This window comes from Bradyrhizobium ottawaense, from assembly GCF_900099825.1.
GTDB lineage: Bacteria > Pseudomonadota > Alphaproteobacteria > Rhizobiales > Xanthobacteraceae > Bradyrhizobium > Bradyrhizobium ottawaense_A.
Window position 1 is genome coordinate 2,818,882 of sequence record NZ_LT629693.1, and the last position, 21,119, is coordinate 2,840,000.

General features: G+C 64.2%; 16 protein-coding genes and 1 pseudogene. 10 read left to right on the forward strand and 7 right to left on the reverse strand.

Annotated features, from left to right (window positions below; all coding sequences use genetic code 11):
- Positions 1 to 147 precede the first annotated feature (147 nt).
- Positions 148 to 762: pseudogene (locus tag BLR13_RS13150) on the forward strand (di-heme-cytochrome C peroxidase); the annotation flags it as partial.
- A gap of 62 nt (positions 763 to 824) precedes the next feature.
- Here BLR13_RS13150 and BLR13_RS13155 read toward each other — a convergent pair.
- Positions 825 to 1,772, reverse strand: a complete 948-nt coding sequence (locus tag BLR13_RS13155; protein ID WP_074823469.1) for an alpha/beta fold hydrolase — start codon at positions 1,770 to 1,772, stop codon at positions 825 to 827.
- Between the two features lie 219 nt (positions 1,773 to 1,991).
- On the opposite strand from BLR13_RS13155, the gene BLR13_RS13160 reads away from it, so the two are divergent.
- Positions 1,992 to 2,459: an Hsp20 family protein gene (locus BLR13_RS13160; RefSeq protein WP_074823466.1), complete on the forward strand. Its 468-nt coding sequence runs from the start codon at positions 1,992 to 1,994 to the stop codon at positions 2,457 to 2,459.
- Positions 2,460 to 2,659: 200 nt separating this feature from the next.
- Here BLR13_RS13160 and BLR13_RS13165 read toward each other — a convergent pair whose 3' ends face one another.
- The gene (locus BLR13_RS13165) at positions 2,660 to 3,328 is read right to left on the reverse strand and encodes a hypothetical protein (protein ID WP_074823463.1); all 669 of its coding nucleotides are present in this window, start codon (positions 3,326 to 3,328) and stop codon (positions 2,660 to 2,662) included.
- A gap of 501 nt (positions 3,329 to 3,829) precedes the next feature.
- On the opposite strand from BLR13_RS13165, the gene gltB reads away from it, so the two are divergent.
- The 5 genes from gltB to BLR13_RS13190 all read left to right on the forward strand — a co-directional run bounded on the left by gltB (position 3,830) and on the right by BLR13_RS13190 (position 13,218).
- On the forward strand, positions 3,830 to 8,578 hold the full coding sequence (gene gltB / locus BLR13_RS13170; protein ID WP_074823457.1) for a glutamate synthase large subunit: 4,749 nt from the start codon (positions 3,830 to 3,832) through the stop codon (positions 8,576 to 8,578).
- A gap of 140 nt (positions 8,579 to 8,718) precedes the next feature.
- Entirely contained in the window at positions 8,719 to 10,176 is a 1,458-nt protein-coding gene (locus BLR13_RS13175; RefSeq protein ID WP_074823454.1) for a glutamate synthase subunit beta, read from the forward strand.
- Positions 10,177 to 10,395: 219 nt separating this feature from the next.
- Positions 10,396 to 11,409, forward strand: a complete 1,014-nt coding sequence (locus tag BLR13_RS13180; RefSeq protein ID WP_074823451.1) for an ABC transporter substrate-binding protein — start codon at positions 10,396 to 10,398, stop codon at positions 11,407 to 11,409.
- 150 nt (positions 11,410 to 11,559) lie between these two features.
- A complete protein-coding gene (locus BLR13_RS13185) occupies positions 11,560 to 12,363 on the forward strand; it encodes an ABC transporter ATP-binding protein (protein WP_074823447.1) in 804 nt (267 codons plus the stop codon).
- 3 nt (positions 12,364 to 12,366) lie between these two features.
- Positions 12,367 to 13,218 (forward strand): ABC transporter permease, encoded by an 852-nt coding sequence (locus tag BLR13_RS13190; RefSeq protein ID WP_074823444.1) that lies wholly within the window; start codon positions 12,367 to 12,369, stop codon positions 13,216 to 13,218.
- Here the strand turns inward: BLR13_RS13190 and BLR13_RS13195 are convergent, their stop codons facing one another.
- Complete coding sequence (locus tag BLR13_RS13195; protein ID WP_074823441.1) at positions 13,219 to 14,934, reverse strand: outer membrane beta-barrel protein; 1,716 nt, start codon at positions 14,932 to 14,934, stop codon at positions 13,219 to 13,221.
- Between the two features lie 194 nt (positions 14,935 to 15,128).
- Between BLR13_RS13195 and BLR13_RS13200 the strand changes: the two genes are divergently transcribed.
- Positions 15,129 to 16,142, forward strand: a complete 1,014-nt coding sequence (locus tag BLR13_RS13200) for a KpsF/GutQ family sugar-phosphate isomerase (protein WP_074823439.1) — start codon at positions 15,129 to 15,131, stop codon at positions 16,140 to 16,142.
- A 95-nt stretch (positions 16,143 to 16,237) separates the two neighbouring features.
- On the opposite strand, the gene BLR13_RS13205 is transcribed toward BLR13_RS13200, so the two are convergent.
- Positions 16,238 to 16,798, reverse strand: coding sequence for a carboxymuconolactone decarboxylase family protein (locus BLR13_RS13205; protein ID WP_074823434.1), 561 nt, complete (start codon positions 16,796 to 16,798; stop codon positions 16,238 to 16,240).
- A 72-nt stretch (positions 16,799 to 16,870) separates the two neighbouring features.
- On the opposite strand from BLR13_RS13205, the gene BLR13_RS13210 reads away from it, so the two are divergent.
- Positions 16,871 to 17,218: a winged helix-turn-helix transcriptional regulator gene (locus BLR13_RS13210; protein WP_074823431.1), complete on the forward strand. Its 348-nt coding sequence runs from the start codon at positions 16,871 to 16,873 to the stop codon at positions 17,216 to 17,218.
- On the opposite strand, the gene BLR13_RS13215 is transcribed toward BLR13_RS13210, so the two are convergent.
- The 3 genes from BLR13_RS13215 to hemH form a co-directional block, all read right to left on the reverse strand.
- Positions 17,215 to 17,661 (reverse strand): NfeD family protein, encoded by a 447-nt coding sequence (locus BLR13_RS13215; RefSeq protein WP_074823428.1) that lies wholly within the window; start codon positions 17,659 to 17,661, stop codon positions 17,215 to 17,217. The genes BLR13_RS13210 and BLR13_RS13215 overlap by 4 nt on opposite strands.
- 219 nt (positions 17,662 to 17,880) lie before the next feature.
- A complete protein-coding gene (locus tag BLR13_RS13220; protein ID WP_074823425.1) occupies positions 17,881 to 18,882 on the reverse strand; it encodes an SPFH domain-containing protein in 1,002 nt (333 codons plus the stop codon).
- A 306-nt stretch (positions 18,883 to 19,188) separates the two neighbouring features.
- The gene (hemH, locus tag BLR13_RS13225; RefSeq protein ID WP_074823423.1) at positions 19,189 to 20,226 is read right to left on the reverse strand and encodes a ferrochelatase; all 1,038 of its coding nucleotides are present in this window, start codon (positions 20,224 to 20,226) and stop codon (positions 19,189 to 19,191) included.
- Between the two features lie 89 nt (positions 20,227 to 20,315).
- On the opposite strand from hemH, the gene BLR13_RS13230 reads away from it, so the two are divergent.
- Positions 20,316 to 20,714: an MAPEG family protein gene (locus tag BLR13_RS13230; protein ID WP_074823422.1), complete on the forward strand. Its 399-nt coding sequence runs from the start codon at positions 20,316 to 20,318 to the stop codon at positions 20,712 to 20,714.
- Positions 20,715 to 21,119 lie beyond the last annotated feature (405 nt).

Consider the following 21,119-nt stretch of genomic DNA (forward strand, 5'->3'; position numbering starts at 1 on the left):
CACCGCGCCGAATTCCGCGAAAACTCGATTGCATCCATAAGTAGTGCAACGACCATAAATTCGCCTTTCAACACCTTCCATCATGCAAGACCTTCCGTCATGTCAGACGGACATTCTTCATCCGCTGCTTTCGAGGGATTTGGAGCCATGACAGACGCCGCACCTGCCGCTGCCGTTTCGCCCAACAATCCCTGCCCGTTCCTGCGCGCGCTGGTCGCGAACGGCTATGTCGGCGGCCACATCGTCCCGCTTTCGACGATCGCCGAAACGATCGACCTCGCCAGCGGCGAGACCGGCGCCAGCAAGATCAAGGTCTGGCTGGAGACCTACGGCGTCGCGCTGACGGCGAACGGCAATCCGTTGCGAAGCTTCATCTCCGGCGCGGTGCTGGACGAGTTGCGCAACGGCCCGCTCGACAAGCATGGCGCCGGCTCGCGCATTCTCGATGTCGATGCGCACGTGCATGAGGACGAAATCATCCGCCTCGCCTCCTTCGGCAAGGACCGGCCGAACGGCGCCGGCGGCGTCGAGCGCGGACTCGATGCCAAAGAGATCGAGACCTACATGGCCGCCAATCTCGCGCGCGCCGGCGATGCGGCCCGCTTCTACTATCCCATTCTGATGAAGGGCGAATGGCCGGTCCTGCTGCGCATCATGGGCAAGGGCAGTGGCGACGATCGCTACCTCAGCGTCGACGAGGTCAGGACGCTGTTCGTCGAGCGGCGCTTCCCCGACCGGATCGTCGCGCGGCTGCCGAAGCCTTAATCTTTTGACGCGTTTTCTTTACGCGAACCGGTACCACTTCGCTCGAAAACGCTTTGCCATCACTTGAACAGCGGCGTGCCGGGCACGAAGGCGTCGAACGCCGCCCAGAATTGCGTGCGGTAGCGGTCCTGCTCCTGCAGAATCTCGTGCTTGGAGCCCGCGATCACCAGATGCGAACCGGCGCGCAGGTGATAGGCGAACTCCTCGATCGCCGCCGTTGAGACGATGCTGTCGTTGCTGGCGGCCAGCATCAGGATCGGCTGGCGGATTTCGGAAGGGTAGTTGGCGCCGCGAAAGGTATGCATCGCCCGGAAGGCGGTATCGGCCCAGGCCACCGTCGGGGAGCCGATGCCGAGCGTCGGGTCTTCTTCCAGGATCGCGGCGTTGCGGGCGAAGCGCACGGGATCGCTGGTGAAGGGATTGTTGATGAAGGATTCCGAACCGGTCAGCGCGTCGCTGCCGCCGGGCACGTAGCGGCCGCCCTGGCCGGCGAACCGCATGATCCGCAGCAGCGCCCGCGCCGGAAACGAGGTGGCGCGCCCCGGCAGGTCGATCATCGGCGCCGACAGCACCATGCGATCGAACCAGCGCTTGCCGGCATGGGCGATCCGCAGCATGACGGCGCCACCCATCGAATGCGCCAGCGCGAAATAGGGCGGCGGGCAATCCGGCAACACCACCTGCTGCACGAAGGTTTCGACGTCGACCTCGAAATCGGAGAAGTCGCGGACATAGCCCTTGCGCGGATCGCGCAACCGCCGCGACGAATGCCCCTGGCCGCGCCAGTCGACCATCGCCACCGCGAAACCGCGATCGCGCAGGTCCCGCACCGTCTCGAAATATTTCTCGATCGATTCGCTGCGCCCGGTGAAGACGCAGACCGTGCCCTTGCGCCCCGCAGGCGGCGCCCAGCGCGCGAAGCGCAATTCGGCGCCGTCGGGCGTCTTGATGGTGCCCGAGACGACATCCTCCGGAACCGGATTGGCGGGAATCGAGACAAGCGTCATGACCGGAACCGGATAGGTGAAAAGGGCTGAAAATCAAGGCGGGAGCGCAAAAAAGGGCGGCATTTGCGGCCCTCTTGAACGCCGTTTCTCCCCTCCCATATCACTTCTGTGCAGGCCGCTACCAGTGTTTCGGGTCGAAACACCAAGGCTGCACAAGACGAAAGCCCGGCCCGATGGCGGGCGGGTTAATTGCAACAGTCGCTCAATGGAGGACTACCTATGCGTACCTACGATCTCGCCCCGTTCTATCGTTCCACCGTCGGCTTCGACCGTTTCTTCAGCCTGCTCGATCAGGCGACTGCCGACGGCAGCCCCGGCTATCCCCCCTACAATATCGAGCGCACCGGTGAGAATGCCTACCGCATCAGTGTCGCGGTTTCCGGCTTCTCGCAGGGCGAACTTTCGATCGTCGCCAAGGAAAACACCCTGACGATCAAGGGTGAGAAAACCGCCAACGAGAACACCGCCGAGAAAGCCGAGGTGCTCTACCGCGGCATCGCCGCGCGCGCCTTCGAACGTGCCTTCCAGCTCGCCGACTTCGTGCAGGTGAAAAACGCCTCGCTCGAGAACGGCCTGCTTCACGTCGATCTCGTCCGCGAGATTCCCGAGGCCAAGAAGCCGCGCAGCATTCCGATCACGTCCGGCGTAAAGGCCCCGCAGGTGGTCGACGCTTCGGTAGCCGCGTAACAGCGTCCCGGCTTTCAGCAGATATTGGCCGAAACGAAAACGCCCCGGGAAACCGGGGCGTTTTTTGTTGCAGCCGTCGTCCCTGCGAAAGCAGGGACCCATAGCCACCGGCGGCCATTTTGCGAAAGGCCGCTGACACACCGCTTCATCGGTAGATCACGCGGTATGGGTCCTTGCGTTCGCAGGGACGACGATAAGGGCTATTCCAGCCCCTGCACCTTCGGCAGGTCTTTTGTCGGCGCGATCTCGACGACGGGCTTCGCCGAAGCCTGGCCGGTCGTAACGGCCGGCGGAGCCGCTGGCGCCTCCGCCGGCTTCGACTGCGTCGCCGCCGATTGCTGCTGTTGTGGTTCGGGCTGGGCTTCGGGCCTGGCGGCGAGCGGGCTCGCCTTCGGCACCGGCACGGTACGGCTGGCCACATGCGGGATCGACCGCGGCGGCCGCGGCTCACCCCGGACAGGGGTACTTGGCGGCAGCGCCCCGGGCTGGCCATAGACCACCGCCGGCTCCTCGCCGAAATTGGTCCCGACCCGGTAACCCGGCCTGAAGCGGACGATCCGCCCGTCACGGGCATCGACAATCAGCCGGCCGCTTTCACCACTGCGATCGATCACCTCGATCGCGTAGACGAAGCCGCGCTGCCGGGGGATGCCGAGCGGCGAAAACCCGTTCTCGCGCACCACCGTATAGACTTCCTCCGGCGGCAGCAGCCGCGGGCCGTAGCCGTAATGCGCTCCCGGGGCATCCGGTACCGCCGCATAGGGACCGCCAAAATCGGAGACGGGTGTGTAAGGCGCCAGCATCTGCGCTTGCGCGCCGGCCGCGAACAGAACCACGCTCGCCGCCAAACATCCGGTGAACAACTTCATCGTTGTAAGCTCCTGTAAGTCCCAACGCCTCTGAACGCCAAGGCCGGAGCGTTTTCGCCCTCTCGCCTGCCGTACCCCGGGCGAATTTATTCGTCCCGTGTCGCGAATTTCGCCGTAAAATCCGGCGGTCCTTGGGCCGGATCGCGGCGCGTTTGCTTCAAATCCGGGGCGGAGGTTTCAGCCCGCGAAAGGCACGGATCAGCCATGCGGGCGAGGACTCTCACATGCTTGTGTGATAGACAAAAGTTTGGCATGGTCGGAGTTAGGACAGTATCGCTGTCTCAATTTCGGAGCGGTCCCGGCACGGGGATTGCAACGAAATCTGGGTGCTTCGAGCTCCAGGGAAGTGCAGGCAAGGCCGTTCCTCAGGGACGTTGAACGCCCAAGCCTGAATTTAGGAAATTGCGGCTCGCGGAGGACGAGCGGTGGCCCGGTGGGTGCCGCAAACGCCCAAGGTGTGCCGATGATGCGGTGGCCCTTAGCCTAGTTAAGAGGATTGAGATGAGCGGGTCGGAATTCGAGCGCGAAAATATCGGGACAGCAGCACTGTCGGCGACCGCGGCTTCGAAACCGGCCGACCCCGTCGCGATCGATCCCCCGCGCGAGTTCAGCTGGCGTCCGCCGGCCGAAGGACTGTACGACCCGAGCCTGGAAAAGGATTCCTGCGGCGTCGGCTTCATCGCCAACATCAAGGGCGTGAAGTCGCATCAGATCGTCTCCGACGCGATCAACATTCTGTGCAACCTCGAACATCGCGGCGCTGTTGGCGCCGACCCGCGCGCCGGCGACGGCGCCGGCATCCTGGTGCAGATCCCGCACGCCTTTTTCAAGCGCAAGGCCGCCGAGATCGGCTTCCAGTTGCCCGAGCCCGGCGACTATGCGATCGGCGCTTTGTTCCTGCCGAAGGAAACCGCGTGGCGCAAAGTCATCCAGAGCATCGTCGCCGAACAGATCAAGGCCGAAGGCCTGATGCTGCTCGGCTGGCGCGACGTGCCGTCCGACAACTCTTCGCTGGGTGAAACCGTCAAGCCGACCGAACCCTACCACATGCAGGTGTTCATCGGCCGCAACGGCGCGGCCAAGACCGAGGACGAATTCGAACGCCGGCTTTACATTCTGCGCAAGTCGATCTCGCAGGCGATCTACCAGCGCCGCGAACGCGGCCTCGCCGGCTACTATCCGGCGTCGATGTCGTGCCGCACCGTGATCTACAAGGGCATGTTCCTGGCCGACCAGCTCGGCAAGTATTATCCCGACCTGCACGAAGCGGATTTCGAGAGCGCGCTGGCGCTGGTGCATCAGCGCTTCTCGACCAACACCTTCCCGGCCTGGTCGCTGGCGCATCCGTACCGAATGGTGGCGCACAACGGCGAAATCAACACGCTGCGCGGCAACGTCAACTGGATGGCGGCGCGGCAGGCTTCGGTGCATTCCGAACTCTACGGCAAGGACATCAGCCGGCTGTGGCCGATCTCCTACGAAGGGCAAAGCGACACCGCCTGCTTCGACAACGGCCTCGAATTCCTGGTGCAGGGCGGCTACTCGCTGCCGCACGCCGTGATGATGATGATTCCGGAAGCGTGGGCCGGCAATCCCTTGATGGATGAGCAGCGCCGCGCGTTCTACGAATATCACGCCGCCCTGATGGAGCCGTGGGACGGCCCCGCCGCGATCGCCTTCACCGACGGCCGCCAGATCGGCGCCACGCTGGACCGCAACGGCCTGCGCCCGGCGCGCTATCTCGTCACCAGGGACGACCGCATCGTGATGGCGTCCGAAATGGGCGTGCTGAAGATCCCCGAGGACCAGATCATCACCAAGTGGCGGCTGCAGCCCGGCAAGATGCTGCTGGTCGACCTCGAACAGGGACGCCTGATTCCCGACGACGAGATCAAGGCGGAGCTGGCCAAGAGCCATCCTTACGCCGACTGGCTGCACCGCACCCAGATCCAGCTCGAGGAACTGCCGGACGCAGCCACCAAGGGCATTCGCTCCAACCTGCCGCTGCTCGACCGCCAGCAGGCGTTCGGCTATTCGCAGGAAGACATCACCATCCTGATGACGCCGATGGCAGCCACCGGTGAGGAAGCCGCGGGCTCGATGGGTAACGACACGCCGATCTCGGCGCTGTCGGACCGGCCGAAGCCGCTGTTCACCTACTTCAAGCAGAATTTTGCGCAGGTCACCAACCCGCCGATCGACCCGATCCGCGAAGAGCTGGTGATGAGCCTCGTCTCCATCATCGGACCGCGGCCGAACCTGTTCGACCTGCAGGGCCTTGCCTCGACCAAGCGGCTCGAAGTGCGCCAGCCGATCCTGACCGACGCCGATCTGGAAAAGATCCGCTCGATCACCGATGTCGCCGACAGCCATTTCAAGTCGCGCACGCTCGACACCACCTTCCATGCCGGGTTCGGCGCGGCGGGCCTCGAACAGGTGCTCGACGAACTCTGCGCGCGCGCCGAAGGCGCGGTGCGCGAGGGCGTCAACATCATCATCCTGTCCGACCGCATGGCGGGCTCGGACCGGATTCCGATCCCGTCGCTCCTGGCCTGCGCCGCCGTGCATCATCATCTGATCCGCACGGGTCTTCGTACGTCGGTCGGCCTGGTGATGGAAACCGGCGAACCGCGCGAAGTGCATCACTTTGCCTGTCTGGCCGGCTACGGCGCCGAAGCGATCAACCCCTATCTGGCGTTCGAATCCATCATCGCGATGAAGGACCGTCTGCCGGGCGCGCTCGACGACTATGAAATCGTCAAGCGCTACATCAAGTCGATCGGCAAGGGCCTGCTCAAGGTGATGTCCAAGATGGGCATCTCGACCTATCAGTCCTATTGCGGCGCGCAGATCTTCGACGCGGTGGGCCTCAAGGCCGATTTCGTCGCCAAGTACTTTGCCGGCACCCACACCCGCATCGAGGGCGTGGGCCTCGCCGAAATCGCCGAGGAAACCGTGCGGCGCCATAACGATGCGTTCGGCGACGCGCAGGTCTACAAGACCGCGCTCGATGTCGGCGGCGAATATGCCTACCGCACCCGCGGCGAGGATCACGCCTGGACCGCGGAAACGGTCGGCCTGCTGCAGCATGCCGCGCGCGGCAATTCGCTGGAGCGTTACCAGGCGTTCGCCAAGGTTCTCAACGAGCAGTCCGAGCGGCTGGTGACCTTGCGCGGCCTGTTCCGGATCAAGACCGCCGAGGACGAGAAGCGCAAGCCGATCAAGCTCGACCAGGTCGAGCCGGCCAAGGAGATCGTCAAGCGTTTTGCCACTGGCGCGATGAGCTTCGGCTCGATCTCGCGCGAGGCGCACACGACGCTGGCAATCGCCATGAACCGGATCGGCGGCAAGTCCAACACCGGCGAAGGCGGCGAAGAGTCGGATCGCTTCAAGCCGATGCCGAACGGCGACAGCATGCGTTCAGCGATCAAGCAGGTCGCCTCGGGCCGCTTCGGCGTGACGACGGAATATCTCGTCAACTCCGACATGATGCAGATCAAGATGGCGCAGGGCGCCAAGCCCGGCGAAGGCGGACAACTGCCCGGCCACAAGGTCGACGCGGTCATTGCGCGCGTGCGGCATTCGACGCCGGGCGTCGGCCTGATCTCGCCGCCGCCGCATCACGACATCTATTCGATCGAGGATCTGGCGCAGCTGATCTACGACCTCAAGAACGTCAATCCGGACGGTCAGGTCTCGGTCAAGCTGGTCTCTGAAATCGGTGTCGGCACCGTGGCCGCGGGCGTCGCCAAGGCGCGCGCCGACCATGTCACCATCGCAGGCTTCGAAGGCGGCACCGGCGCGTCTCCCCTGACCTCGATCAAGCATGCGGGGTCGCCGTGGGAAATCGGCCTTGCCGAAACCCACCAGACGCTGGTGCGCGAACGGCTGCGCAGCCGCATCGTGGTCCAGGTCGACGGTGGCTTCCGCACCGGACGCGACGTCGTGATCGGCGCGCTGCTCGGCGCCGACGAGTTCGGCTTCGCCACCGCGCCCCTGATCGCGGCCGGCTGCATCATGATGCGCAAGTGCCATCTCAACACCTGCCCGGTCGGCGTCGCGACCCAGGATCCGGTGTTGCGCAAGCGCTTCACCGGCCAACCCGAGCACGTCATCAACTACTTCTTCTTCGTCGCCGAGGAAGTCCGCGAGATCATGGCGCAGCTCGGCTACCGCACCTTCAACGAGATGATCGGCCAGACCCAGATGCTCGACCAGTCCACCCTGGTGGCGCACTGGAAGGCGAAGGGGCTCGATTTCTCAAAGCTGTTCGTGCGGCAGAAGGAACTGCCCGGCCAGAAGATCTATCACGCCGAGAACCAGAACCATCATCTGGAAGCCGTGCTCGACCGCCGGCTGATCGAAAAGGCGAGAGCCGCGATCGACCGCGGCGCGCCGGTCAAGATCGAGGAAGAGATCAACAACACCGACCGTTCCGCCGGCGCGATGCTGTCGGGAACGATCGCGAAGATCTACGGCAATGCCGGGCTGCCGCATGACACCATTCAGGTCAGCCTGAAGGGCACCGCGGGCCAGGCCTTCGGCGCTTGGCTGGCGCGCGGCGTCACCTTCGAGCTCGAAGGCGAAGGTAACGACTATGTCGGCAAGGGCCTGTCCGGCGGCCGCATCATCGTCAAGCCGCCGCGCGATTCCGGCATCGTGCCGGAAGAATCGATCATCGTCGGCAACACCGTGATGTACGGCGCGATCGAGGGCGAATGCTATTTCCGCGGCATCGCCGGCGAGCGCTTCGCAGTGCGTAACTCCGGCGCGATCGCGGTCGTCGAAGGCGCCGGCGACCATTGCTGCGAATACATGACCGGCGGCATCGTCGTGGTGCTGGGCAAGACCGGGCGCAACTTCGCGGCCGGCATGTCCGGCGGCATCGCCTATGTGCTGGACGAGGCCGGCGACTTCGCCAGGCTGTGCAACATGGCGATGGTCGAGCTCGAACCAGTGCTCTCGGAAGAGATGATCAACCAGAATACCTACAACCACTCTGGCGATCTCGAGGCGCATGGCCGGGTCGACGTGTTCCAGAACCTGCTCGAATCCGACATCGAGCGGCTGCACATCTTGATCACGCGTCACGCCAAGCTGACTGGCTCGAAGAAGGCCGCCGAGATTCTCGCGGACTGGAAGACCTGGCTGCCGAAATTCCGCAAGGTGATGCCGGTCGAATACCGCCGCGCCCTGAAGGAAATGAAGGCCAACGCCGACGCCGAGCCGAAGATCGCGATCGGCGCATAGAAAACGACGTCATCCTGAGGTGCGAGCCGCCTTTGGCGAGCCTCGAAGGATGATCAACGGAAGTGTTTGTGGCTCATCCTTCGAGGCGCGCAAGAGCGCGCTCCTCAGGATGACGAAGAGGTGGAAGTCACAGGGGCGTTATGGGCAAGATCACAGGTTTTCTCGAAATCGACCGGCATGATCGCAAGTATGAGCCGGTCGCTGAGCGTTTGAAGAACTATCGCGAATTCGTCATTCCCCTGAGCGAGAAAGACACCCGCGACCAGGCCGCGCGCTGCATGAACTGCGGCATCCCCTATTGCCACGGCACCGGTTCGGTTCAGCCGGGCACGCCGGGCTGTCCGGTCAACAACCAGATCCCCGATTTCAACGACCTCGTCTACCAGAACAATTGGGAAGAGGCCTCGCGCAACCTGCACTCGACCAACAATTTTCCGGAGTTCACCGGCCGCATCTGCCCGGCACCGTGCGAAGCGTCCTGCACGCTCAACATCGACGACAACCCGGTCACCATCAAGACCATCGAATGCGCCATCGTCGATCGCGCCTGGGACAATGGCTGGCTGCCCCCCGAGATCGCGCCCAACAAGTCCGGCAAGAAGGTCGCGATCGTCGGCTCCGGGCCCGCCGGCCTTGCCGCAGCCCAGCAGCTCGCGCGCGCCGGTCATGACGTCCATGTCTACGAGAAGTTCGCCAAGGCCGGCGGCCTGCTGCGTTACGGCATTCCCGACTTCAAGATGGAAAAGCACATCATCGACCGCCGCGTGGCGCAGATGGAAGCCGAGGGCGTCACGTTCCATTACGGCGTCCATGTCGGCGGCGGCGCTGCGGGCGCGCTCGATCCGCAGCAACTGCTCAAGCAGTACGACGCGGTGGCGCTGACCGGCGGGGCCGAAGCCGGCCGCGACCTGCCGATCCCCGGCCGCGACCTCGACGGCATTCACTTCGCGATGGACTTCCTGCCGCAGCAAAACCGCCGCGTCTCCTCGGAACCGGTGAGCGGCGTCAAGGACATCCTCGCCGGCGGCAAGCATGTCGTCGTGATCGGCGGCGGCGACACCGGCTCGGACTGCATCGGCACGTCTTTCCGGCAGGGCGCCAAGTCCGTGACCCAGCTCGAAATCATGCCGGCGCCGCCCGAGCACGAGAACAAGGGCCTGACCTGGCCGAACTGGCCCTTGAAGATGCGGACCTCGTCGAGCCAGGCCGAAGGCGCGCGCCGCGAATTCGCGGTGCTGACGCAGAAGTTTTCGGGCGTGGACGGCAAGGTGCAGAAGCTGCATTGCGTACAGGTCGACGACAAGTTCAAGCCGATCGCAGGCACCGAATTCGACCTCGACGCGCAGCTCGTGCTGCTGGCGATGGGCTTCGTGCATCCGGTGCACGAGGGCATGCTGAAGACGCTCGGCCTCGACCTCGACCAGCGCGGCAACGTCCGCGCCAATCTCACGGACTACAAGACCTCGCTGCCAAAGGTGTTCACCGCAGGCGACATGCGCCGCGGCCAGTCGCTGGTGGTGTGGGCGATCCGCGAGGGCCGCCTGTGCGCCCGCGCGATCGATCAGTTCCTGATGGGATCGACGACGCTGCCGAGGTAAACCCGCCGCGGCCTCGCGACTTGTCACTCTCGCTTTTCGGAATACCGGATCACCCGCTTCGCGGGTGATGATGGCGTGTCAAAGCGTCCAAATGCCTAATTGACTCGACCAGCTCCCCTTGATCCAGATGGCCGCTCATACCGGTCACGGCGCGCCCTCCCGAGGGAACCGCGGCCCCATAAAAGCATCCCTCCGCAGGAAACTTCCGAAGGAAACGCCATGCGCAAACTTCTCGCCGCCGCCGCTGTTGCGGCGATTTCGGTTCTCTCGCTTTCCGCCGCGCCGGCGCTGGCGCAGACCCCGATCAAGATCATGGTCGGCGGCATCGACAAGCAGATCTACCTGCCGGCGAAACTCGCGGCCCAGCTCGGCTTCTTCAAGGAGCAGGGCCTCGATGTCGAACTGTTCAACTCGACCTCCGGCTCGCAGGCCGCGACCGCGCTGCTGGCGCGCGAGGTCCAGGGCGTGGTCGGGTTCTACGATCACACCATCGACCTGCAATCCAAGGGCAAGTTCATCACCTCGGTCGTGCAGTTCGCGGTGGCGCCGGGCGAAGTCGTGCTGGTGAAGGCCGCCGACGCCGACAAGCTGAAGGACCCCGCCAACTGGAAAGGTCAGGCGCTCGGCGTGACCGGCCTCGGCTCGGCGACGGATTTCCTGACCCGTGCGCTGGCGGCGAAGGCCGGACTGAAGCCCCAGGACTACACGCTGGTGCCGGTCGGTGCCGGTGACACGTTTCTGGCGGGCATGCAGCAGGGCAAGATCGTTTCCGGCATGACCACCGAGCCGACGGTGGCGCGCGCGGTGAAGACCGGCACCGCCAAGGTCGGCATCGACTTGCGCACGCCGGAAGCGACCCGCGCCGCCCTCGGCGGCGATTATCCCGCCGCCTGCCTCTACATGGACCGCGCCTGGATGGAAGCCAACAAGGAGACCGCACAGAAGGTGGTCAACGTGATGGTCAAGACGCTGAAATGGATGAACTCGCATTCGCCGGAGGAAATCGCGGCGCAGATGCCGAAGGACTACTACGCCGGCGACCTCGAGCTTTATGTGCAGGGCCTTAGGGAAGGCCGCGCGCAATATTCGCCCGATGGCATGATGCCGCAAGGCGCACCGGAATCCGTGCTCAAGGTGCTGTCGAGCTTCTCGCCGAACGTGCAGGGCAAGACGATCGACCTCTCCAAGACCTACACCACGGAATTCGTGGTCAAGGCCAACGCCACGCATTGAGCTACGCCGTCATTGCGAGGAGCGCAGCGACGACTTGTCCGCCGTAGCTCAACGAGCGAAGGCGGAAGCCATCCATACTTGCCTTGAGGCTCGATGGATTGCTTCGCTCGCAATGACCTCTGTGGCGCAGAACCGAATCTGGAATTACCCATGATGGACGTTAAATCACCCTCCGCCGTCGAACTGAAAAACGTCGCCCGGCGGTTCGTGACGCCGACCGGCGATATCCTGTCGGCGCTGGAGGATTTCGATCTCACCATCGCGCCCGGCGAATTCTTCGCCATCGTCGGCCCGACCGGCTGCGGCAAGTCGACGACGCTCGGGCTGATCGCGGGGTTGGCCAAGCCACAGGCCGGCGAGGTGACGCTGTTCGACGTGCCGGTCGAGGGCGTCGACAGCCGCGTCGGCTTCGTGTTCCAGCAGGATGCGGTGTTTCCCTGGCGCAACGTGCTCGGCAATGTCATGGCCGGGCCGCTGTTCCGGGGCGTGCCGCGCGCGCAGGCCGAGGCGACGGCGCGCGACTGGATCGCCCGCGTCGGGCTGAAGGGTTTTGAGGACCATCATCCGCACCAGCTCTCCGGCGGCATGCGCAAGCGCGTCGCGCTGGCGCAGACCTTCATCAACAATCCGCAGGTGCTGCTGATGGACGAGCCGTTCTCGGCACTCGACGTCCAGACCCGCGAACTGATGCAGGAAGAGCTGCTGCAACTATGGGCACAGGCGAAGTCGGCCGTGCTGTTCGTGACCCACGACCTCGACGAGGCGATCCTGCTGGCCGACCGCGTCGCAGTGCTGACCACGCGCCCGGCGCGGGTCAAATCCGTGCACACCATCGACCTGCCACGCCCGCGCGACGTCGCCAAATTGCGTTACGACGAACGCTTTATCGCGATCGCGCGCAACATTTCCGACGATCTGCGCGAGGAAGTGTTGCGCGCAAGAGCGGGGCATTGAGCCATGGCTGAAACCAGCATCGATACATCAGCCCCTGCCGTCCGCATGGAAACCCTGGTCGAACGGCAGCGCCGCCGCGCGCGGCTGGTGCTGGCGTTGCGGCTCGCCGTCCTGGTGGTACTGGTCGGCGGTTGGGAACTCGGCGTGCGCCTTGGCTTGATCGATCCGTTCTTCTTCGGCCAGCCCAGCGGCATCGTCGCCAAACTGATCGACTGGTCGGAGAACGGAACCTCGATCGGCCCGCTCTGGAAGCAGGTCTGGGTGACGATCTACGAGGCCGGCGCCGGTTTCCTGATCGGCGCCGTGATGGGCATCCTGTGCGGCATCGCGCTCGGCCGCAATCAACTGCTGTCGGACGTGTTCTCGATCTACATCAAGGTCGCCAACTCGATCCCGCGCGTGGTGCTGGGTTCGATTTTCATCGTAGCCCTGGGCCTCGGCGCCGCTTCCAAGATCGCGCTGGCAGTCGTGATGGTGTTCTTCGTGGTTTTCGCCAACGCCTTCCAGGGCGTGCGCGAGGCCGACAAGAACCTGATTGCCAACGCCCGCATCCTCGGCGCCAGCGACTGGCAGATGACCCGCGCCGTCGTGATCCCCTCGGCGCTGTCGTGGATCCTCGCCAGCCTTCATGTCTCCTTCGGCTTCGCGCTGGTCGGCGCCATCGTCGGTGAATTTTTGGGCGCACGCGAAGGCATGGGCCTGTTGATCGCCACCGCCCAGGGATCGTTCGATTCCAACGGCGTGTTCGCCGCAATGATCGTGATCGCCGTCGTCGCCCTGATTGCCGAATGGCTGCTGACCATGGTCGAGGATAGATTGCTGACCTGGCGTCCCGAGACCACGGCGAACGAGTGATCAGTTCTGCAATCTGACGCCCATCATCACCACCGTGGACGCCGTGCTGTTGCCCGGCAGATTCGAATCCAGCCAGTCGCGGCGCAGCGTGCCCTTGAGCCAGATGTTGCGGCTCATCTTGTAGATCGCGTCGCTGGACAGCGAGTAGAACTTGTCGTGGCGGCTGTCGCCCTGATAGTCGAGCGAACCCCAGGTGAACCTGCCGATCCCGGTCAACCAGCGGCGGAAATCATGATCGACCTCGACGGTGTAGGTATGCGTCAGCACGCCCGAGGTGCCGGGCAGCGTGGTCTCCGAGATCGCGGTATCGGAATAGAATTTGGCGGTCGTCAGCGGCGTCACGGTCCAGGTCAGCGAGGATGACACCAGCAAGCCCTCGAGCCGGTTGAGCCTGGTGTCGACATAGTCGCGCGCGGCGTAGCCGACGCCGATTTCGCCGGTCAAGAGCCGCGAGAACTCGAAGCTGGTGCCGCCCTTGATGTAACCGCCCGAAGAGTCGCGCGCATAACCGTTGCGATCGAGCCTGAGGTCATGGACGCGGCTGTCGCCCTCGACTTCCATGAACGGCTTGAGGCCGGGCATCAGGTCGTAGCTGACGCGGCCGATGCCGCCGAACTGGTTGAAGTTGCGGTCGTCGTTGCTCGAGTAAGTGCCGTCGGTCAGCTTGGAGTCGGTATAGGCGGTGCGGTCGACGGTGGCGCCGGCGGAAATCTGCAGCCGGTTGAAATTCTGGTCGACGCCGAAGGTGCCGCCGAACGACGCATAGACCGGATATCTGGCGAGGCCGGCCTGGATGTTCGGACTGCCGGGATTGTCGGTCGCGACCCGCAGCCGCGTCTGCGCCAACAGACGTGTGTCGCTGGTGACGTCGAGTCGCCCATCGACATGGCCGGTAAAATCCGGACGATCGACATTGACCGGCGCCGACGAAACCGTGCCGTCGGTCGGCGGCGGAAAGGTGTTGCCGTAGCCGGTGAACGATCCGCGCAAGTCGGCGACCAGCGCGTGGCGCTCCCAGTCGGAGACGGCGAGGAATTCGGGTGCGACCACATAGAACGGCGATCCGCGGGGCACCGCCGTGCGGCGCGGGTTGGTGTCGTAGCCGGCCGAGAGTTCGAGCGCCGATTTGATCAGGAAGCTGCCGGCGTAATCGCCGACCGCGCCGAACGGATCGTCGTCGACCTTGAGCCGCTTGCGCAGGGGTTGCCCGACCACGGTGCTGGCCATCGCGGGGGCGATCGGCGTCTTGTTGGCGGATTGCGACGGCGGGACTGAAAGGCGTTGCGGCCCGCCTGATGCCAGCGGTGGCGGCGGATTGCCGGGACCGACCGGAGGCTTCGGCCTGGCCTGCCCCGGATAATATTTCGTCTGCTTGCGTTTGCGGTTCAGCGAATCGTAGCCCCAGTCCGATGCGCCGCTGGCGGCGGCGGTGCCGTAGCGCGGGATCTGTCCGATCCGCGACGGCGCCGGCGCGTCCTGACCGCGTAAGCGGGGGTCACTCGTGGCATCAGCGGTGCGGTCGATGATATCCGCGGTGGTCCGCCGCAACGGCGAATCCGCAGATGTCACCTGACTGGAGCGAGTCGGGCTGAACAGGTCCGGAGTGACGGTCTGGGCCCCGGCTCCAGTGCCGCTCAGGGCGATCACCACAAGGCACGACAAGGCCGCGCCGACGGGGTGCGCGCAGAGGCCTCGGACCCTTGCTGGACCCGCCATCACGATAAGAAAATACCCCAACAACGTCAGACACTTGAATGACGCGCTCCGAATGCAGCGGAAAACGTCGTTAATGGGAGTTAAAACAATTATGGTTAATGAGCCGTTGAGAGCCGGAGGGCGCGCGTCGCATCACCGCGCGGCCCATGCTAAGGAGGGGCCCGGGGCTGTGACCCCTCTCCCTGGAAGCAGACATGGCCAATCCGAATCCGCTGATGGCAAAATCATCCGGCACCGACCCCGCTGACGCCGCTATCGAGTCGGCCCTGCGCACCCTCGATGCAGAAGGCAGCGGCATCGCCGCGATCACGGCGGCGTTGCAGTCCGACCTGCGGGCGCCCTTCATCGCGGCGACCGATCTGATCAAAAACGCCAAGGGCCGGCTGATCGTCACCGGGCTCGGCAAATCAGGCCATATCGGCCGCAAGGTTGCCGCCACGTTCGCCTCGACCGGCACGCCGGCGTTTTTCGTCCACGCCGCGGAAGCGAGCCACGGCGATCTCGGCATGATCACCGCCGACGACGTCATCCTGGCGCTGTCATGGTCCGGCGAGCAGCCGGAGATGAAGAATCTCATCACCTACGCCAAGCGGTTCCGGATTCACGTGATCGCGATCAGCGCGGAGCGGGAATCCTCGCTCGCCAAGGCGGCCGACGTGGCGCTGACGCTGCCGAAGGCCCGCGAGGCCTGCCCGCATAATCTCGCACCCACCACCTCCTCGCTGATGATGCTGGCGCTCGGCGATGCGCTGGCGATCGCGCTGCTGGAAGGCCGCGGCTTCACCTCGGTCGATTTCAGCGTGCTGCATCCCGGCGGCAAGCTCGGCGCGCTCTTGAAATACACCCGAGACCTCATGCATGCGGGCGATAGCGTGCCGCTAAAACCGCTCGGCACCAAGATGTCGGATGCGCTGGTCGAGATGACGTCGAAGGGCTTTGGCTGCGTCGGCATCACGGATACGCGCGGCCATATCGTCGGCATCGTCACCGACGGCGACCTGCGCCGTCACATGCGCTCCGACCTGATGACCGCCAGCGTCGACGACGTCATGACCAAGAATCCGAAGACGATCGGCCGCGACCTGCTCGCCGGCGAGGCGCTGGAGATTCTCAACTCCTCGAAGATCACCGCACTGATCGTCACCGACGCCGGCAAGCCGGTCGGCATCGTGCACCTGCACGATCTGCTGCGGGCGGGCGTGGCGTAGAGCGCTCTCCACGTCATTGCGAGGAGCGCAGCGACGAAGCAATCCATTCTTCCTTCGCGGCGAAATGGATTGCTTCGCTTCGCTCGCAATGACGGTTAGTTCGTCCAATCCGGAAACCGCGCCGCGCTCGCCTCTAGCGGCAACGCCAGCGTATTCGCCAGATACGACACGGTGCGATAGAATCCGCACAGCATGATGATTTCGAGAATCTGCGCCTCGTCGTAATGCGCCGACAGCGCCTTGAATTCGGCATCGGTCAGCGTCGCGCGGTCATGCAGCGCATCCACCGCCGCGATCAGGGCCTGCTCGGCGGCCGACCAGCAGGCGGCATCGGCTTTATCCCGCACGGTGCCGCGGACCTGTTCGTCGGTGAGATGGGCGGTTTCCGCAAACGTCGCGACGTGCACGCCCCATTCATATTCGCAACCCGTTCGCGCGCAGGTGCGGTCGATGACGATCTCGCGCTGCCGCAAGGTGAGCGGACCGCGGTCCAGCAGGCTGCCGGCGCGGAATTTCTCCCAGGCCCGGGGATGGCCGGCCATGACGCGAAACAGCATCAGCGGCGGCGCGCCGCGCATGATGCGGTCGAACTGCGCCTGGATCTCCGGTTGATAAGGCGGCGCCAGCGGCGCGATGCGCGGGCTCGTTTGGGACATCGCCAACTCCTATGCTACACTAAACGTAGCATCACGCTACAATATCTGTAGCAATCCGCAAGAGGGCTTTCGATGGCAAAACCGGTCGCAATCCCGAAAAAACAAGCCGTCCGCGGCTCGCGATCGGGCCGGCCGATCATGGCGCTGCTCGATCTGCTGGGCCGGCGCTGGACCTTGCGGATCGTCTGGGAGCTGCGCGACGCTCCCCTGACCTCCCGCGCGCTGCGCACCGCCTGCGACGACGCCTCGCCGACCATCGTGCAGGCGCGGCTGACCGAACTGCGCGAAGCGGGCCTCGTCGAACTCGAACAAGGCGACGGCTACCGCCTCACCGCGCTGGGCCGCGAACTCGAGCAGACGCTCCTTCCCCTCCACCGTTTCGCCGAGCGCTGGAGCAAGCATATCAACAGTTCGACCTAGGCCGCAGCCACCGTCAGGCTGGCGCCGTCGGCCTGCACGATTCGTACCCGGCTGCCGGCCGGCGTGTCGGGACCGGCAACGCGCCAGATGGTGTCGTCGATCCGCACCGTGCCTGATCCGTCGACGATCGGCTTTTCCAGCGTGAACTCCCGGCCGATCATCGCTTCGGTCCGCTTGTTGAGAAAGGGATTGCTGACGCTGTGGCTGGAGGCGCTGCGCGCGAAGTAGCGCCAGGCCGGCACGGCGGCGGCCGCAAACACTGCAAACATCAGGAGCTGCGTCTGCCACGCCGGATTGATCGCGAACGACAACAACCCGACCAGCAGGGCGGCGAGCCCGAGCCAGAACAGGAACACACCCGGCGCCAGCAACTCCAGCGCCATCAGGATGAAGCCGAAGATCAACCAGTTCCAGGTGCCTAAGGTAACAAACATCTCGGCCATGACACGACCTTTCAATTCTCTTGTCAGTCGATCTCGATAACAAACAGGCAGTAAGCTCCCTCTCCCGCTTGCGGGGGAGGGTTGGGGTGGGGGTGCTTCCGCACAGCATGCTGGTGGATAGATTTCCCCCACCCGCCGCACGCTATCGCGTGCGTCGACCTCCCCCGCAAGCGGGAGAGGTGCATGGAGTGCGGAGCTGCACCCAACATAAGAAGCCTCCTACCGCTGCGGCGTGAACGGCGGCGGCGGGGTCGGGCCGGCTGGCGGCACTGAACCGCGCCGGGCGGCGGCTGTGGCCGAGGCTGCGCTTTCGCCGAAGGTGGCCTTGGCGATTTCGCCGATGCCGGCGAGCGAGCCGAGAAGGCTGGTCGCCTCGATCGGCAGCATGATGATCTTCTGGTTCGGCGAATCCGCGAACTGCCCGAACGCCTTGATGTATTTGTCGGCGATGAAATAGTTCAGCGCGGCGACGTCGCCCTTGGCGATGGCGTCGGAGACCATCTGCGTCGCCTTGGCTTCGGCCTCGGCCGAACGCTCGCGCGCCTCGGCGTCGCGGAACGCGGCTTCCTTGCGGCCTTCGGCCTGCAGGATCTGGCCCTGCTTGGCGCCTTCGGCGCGAAGAATCTCGGATTGCCGCTGGCCTTCGGCCTGGAGGATGTCGGCGCGCTTGACGCGCTCGGCCTTCATCTGGCGTCCCATCGCCTCGACCAGATCGGCCGGCGGCACGATATCCTTGATCTCGATGCGATTGACCTTGAGACCCCACGGCGACACGGCGGCGTCGACCACGCGCAGCAGGCGCTCGTTGATCTCGTCGCGATGCGACAGCACCTGGTCGAGATCCATCGAGCCCATCACCGAACGGATGTTGGTCATGGTCAGCACGATGATCGCCTGATCGAGATTGGAGACCTCGTAGCTCGCCTTCGCGGCGTCGAACACCTGGAAGAAGGCGACGCCGTCCACCGTCACGGTGGCGTTGTCCTTGGTGATGACTTCCTGCTCGGGGATGGAGATCACCTGCTCCATCATGTTCATCTTGCGGCCGACGCGGTCGAAATAGGGAACGATGATGTTCAGGCCCGGCGACAGCGTACGGGTGTATTTGCCGAAGCGTTCGATGGTCCAGTCGTAGCCCTGCCCCACCGTCTTCACGCCGGCGAACAGTGTCACGATGACGAGCAGTACAAATGCAATCGCGAAAATGTCGAAACCAGTCATAAAGTCCTCCAAAGCCGCATCACCAATATCCGCGGACGTATTATTATTTGGTCTGAATGCCGGCCGCGCCGGTTCAGTGCAACTTCGTTAGAGCCTTATTCGTTAGAGCCTTATCGGTTCGGATTGAATCGAAACTGGCTCTACTCTTTTGTTTTGACGCCTTTTCTTTACGCGAACCGGCGCCCACTTCGCTCGAAAACGCTATAGTATAGGTAAGGGGGAGTTTCGGGGCCGCCAGATGTACCCGCCCTGAACGGCGGCCAAGTGCCTCGTTTCGCTCGTGAAGCAGCCGGCTTCACATAATCGTCAAATCCATCCCTGCAGCTCGCGCAACACGAGCTGGCGGATGACGTCCATGCCGGGATCGCTGTCGTTGAGGCAGGGGATCGCGGCGAAGTGCTCGCCGCCATTGTGCTTGAATATCTCGGCGTTTTCCTGCGCGATCTCTTCCAGTGTCTCGAGGCAATCGGCGGAGAAGCCGGGGGTCACGACCGCAATGCGCCGCACGCCGTCCTTGGCAAGCTGTTCGATGGTCTTGTCCGTATAGGGCTGCAGCCACGCGTCGAAGCCGAAGCGCGACTGGAACGTAAGCAAAAGTTTGGAGGCATCAAGCCCCATGCGCTTCCGCAACGCGTCCGTTGTTGCAACGCACTGCGCGTAATAGGGATCGCCCTTGTCGACATATATCTGCGGCATGCCGTGATACGACGCCACGATCAGTTCGGGCTGAAACGGCAGCGTCGCCAGATGCGCGTTGATCGATACCGCGAGCGCATCGATATAATCAGGGTCGTCGTAGTAAGGCGGCGTCACCCGCAGCGTCGGCTGCGCGCGCATGCCGGCCAGCACCTTGAACACCTCATCGCAGACGGTTGCCGAGGTCGCGGCCGAATATTGCGGATAGAGCGGCACCACCAGCAGGCGGTTGCAGCCCTGCGCGGTCAAGGCGTCGATGCGCGAGCGGATCGACGGATTGCCGTAGCGCATCGCCCAGTCGACGATGACATGGTCATGGTCGGCGATCCCGGCCGCGAGCTTCTCGGCCTGTGCGCGCGTGATCGTCTTGAGCGGGGACTCGTTCTTCTCGGTGTTCCAGATCTTCCGGTAGTCGCGGGCCTTGCGGCCAGGGCGCACACGCAGGATGACGCCGTTGAGGATCAGCTTCCACTTCAGGCCCTGGTCCTCGATCACGCGCGGGTCGGAGAGGAACTCCTTCAGGTAGACCCGCACGCCCCTGGCATCCGCCGTATCGGGCGTGCCGAGATTGACCAGCAGCACGCCGACCCGCTCCGGCTGGGCAGCCGGTTCAGGCTTCGCGCTTCCAAGGGGAACGACCACGGTCATGATTTCGTTGGCTTCGCGCGTTGCACCATCCTTGTCAAGATTGGCCTCCGTTCGCTACGCTTGATCCATTGCCGTGGGCGGGAGGAACCATGACGGTCGCCGAATTCTGCGTTTTCGGGGTGGTGGCGCTCTATCTTTTGACCATCGTGCCGGTCAAATGGATCGGCTATCGAAAATATGACAACGCCAAGCCGCGCGACCCCGCGTTCTACGAAGACGCCATCCGGGCCCGCGCGCTGGGCGCCCACCTCAACGGGATCGAGGCGTTTCCGTTCTTTGCGGCCGCCGTGCTGCTCGCGGAGTTTCGCCTCGGGCCACAGCACCTGATCGATGAACTGGCGGTGCTGTTTCTGATCGTGCGGATCGCCTATGTTTTCACCTATCTCGGCAACCGCCCGCGGCTGCGATCGATCCTGTGGAACATCGGATTCACGATCAATGTCGCGATTTTCTTCCTGCCGGCGATCAGGGGGTATTTGCCGGGGTGATTCCTCATGGTGAGGAGGCGCGCAGCGCCGTCTCGAACCATGTCGCCCGTAGCCCATCCTTCGAGACGCCGCTTCGCGGCTCCTCAGAATGAGGGTTGGAGTCGCGTCACGCGCCGCTGTCATCCTCCGCGCATGCGGGGGATCCAGTACGCTGCAGCTTATCGGTTCAATCACTGGCGCCTCTGGAATACTGGGTCGCCCGGTCAAGCCGGGCGATGACAACTGCATATGCGGAAACATTCTCGCGACACACTGTGCCCGAAGTTTTGCTCGTATCCTCACCCTCTCAAGATCAGAGGGCGCAGGGAAGACCGGGTGCGCGCCGCACCCGCGGTCTCATGTGCGTGTTGCACAAGAATAGGCTGCACATGAGCATACAGGTTTGGCGGAAGCCTCCGGCCTTCC

Coding starts and splice junctions, on each gene's coding strand:
- BLR13_RS13205 (WP_074823434.1), bottom strand. CDS start 16,798: ATGTCCCAAACGAGCCCGCGCATCGCGCCGCTGGCGCCGCCTTATCAA.
- BLR13_RS13155 (WP_074823469.1), bottom strand. CDS start 1,772: ATGACGCTTGTCTCGATTCCCGCCAATCCGGTTCCGGAGGATGTCGTC.
- BLR13_RS13230 (WP_074823422.1), top strand. CDS start 20,316: ATGACGGTCGCCGAATTCTGCGTTTTCGGGGTGGTGGCGCTCTATCTT.
- BLR13_RS13215 (WP_074823428.1), bottom strand. CDS start 17,661: ATGGCCGAGATGTTTGTTACCTTAGGCACCTGGAACTGGTTGATCTTC.
- hemH (WP_074823423.1), bottom strand. CDS start 20,226: ATGACCGTGGTCGTTCCCCTTGGAAGCGCGAAGCCTGAACCGGCTGCC.
- BLR13_RS13160 (WP_074823466.1), top strand. CDS start 1,992: ATGCGTACCTACGATCTCGCCCCGTTCTATCGTTCCACCGTCGGCTTC.
- BLR13_RS13220 (WP_074823425.1), bottom strand. CDS start 18,882: ATGACTGGTTTCGACATTTTCGCGATTGCATTTGTACTGCTCGTCATC.
- BLR13_RS13190 (WP_074823444.1), top strand. CDS start 12,367: ATGGCTGAAACCAGCATCGATACATCAGCCCCTGCCGTCCGCATGGAA.
- BLR13_RS13195 (WP_074823441.1), bottom strand. CDS start 14,934: ATGGCGGGTCCAGCAAGGGTCCGAGGCCTCTGCGCGCACCCCGTCGGC.
- gltB (WP_074823457.1), top strand. CDS start 3,830: ATGAGCGGGTCGGAATTCGAGCGCGAAAATATCGGGACAGCAGCACTG.
- BLR13_RS13185 (WP_074823447.1), top strand. CDS start 11,560: ATGATGGACGTTAAATCACCCTCCGCCGTCGAACTGAAAAACGTCGCC.
- BLR13_RS13165 (WP_074823463.1), bottom strand. CDS start 3,328: ATGAAGTTGTTCACCGGATGTTTGGCGGCGAGCGTGGTTCTGTTCGCG.
- BLR13_RS13210 (WP_074823431.1), top strand. CDS start 16,871: ATGGCAAAACCGGTCGCAATCCCGAAAAAACAAGCCGTCCGCGGCTCG.
- BLR13_RS13200 (WP_074823439.1), top strand. CDS start 15,129: ATGGCCAATCCGAATCCGCTGATGGCAAAATCATCCGGCACCGACCCC.
- BLR13_RS13180 (WP_074823451.1), top strand. CDS start 10,396: ATGCGCAAACTTCTCGCCGCCGCCGCTGTTGCGGCGATTTCGGTTCTC.
- BLR13_RS13175 (WP_074823454.1), top strand. CDS start 8,719: ATGGGCAAGATCACAGGTTTTCTCGAAATCGACCGGCATGATCGCAAG.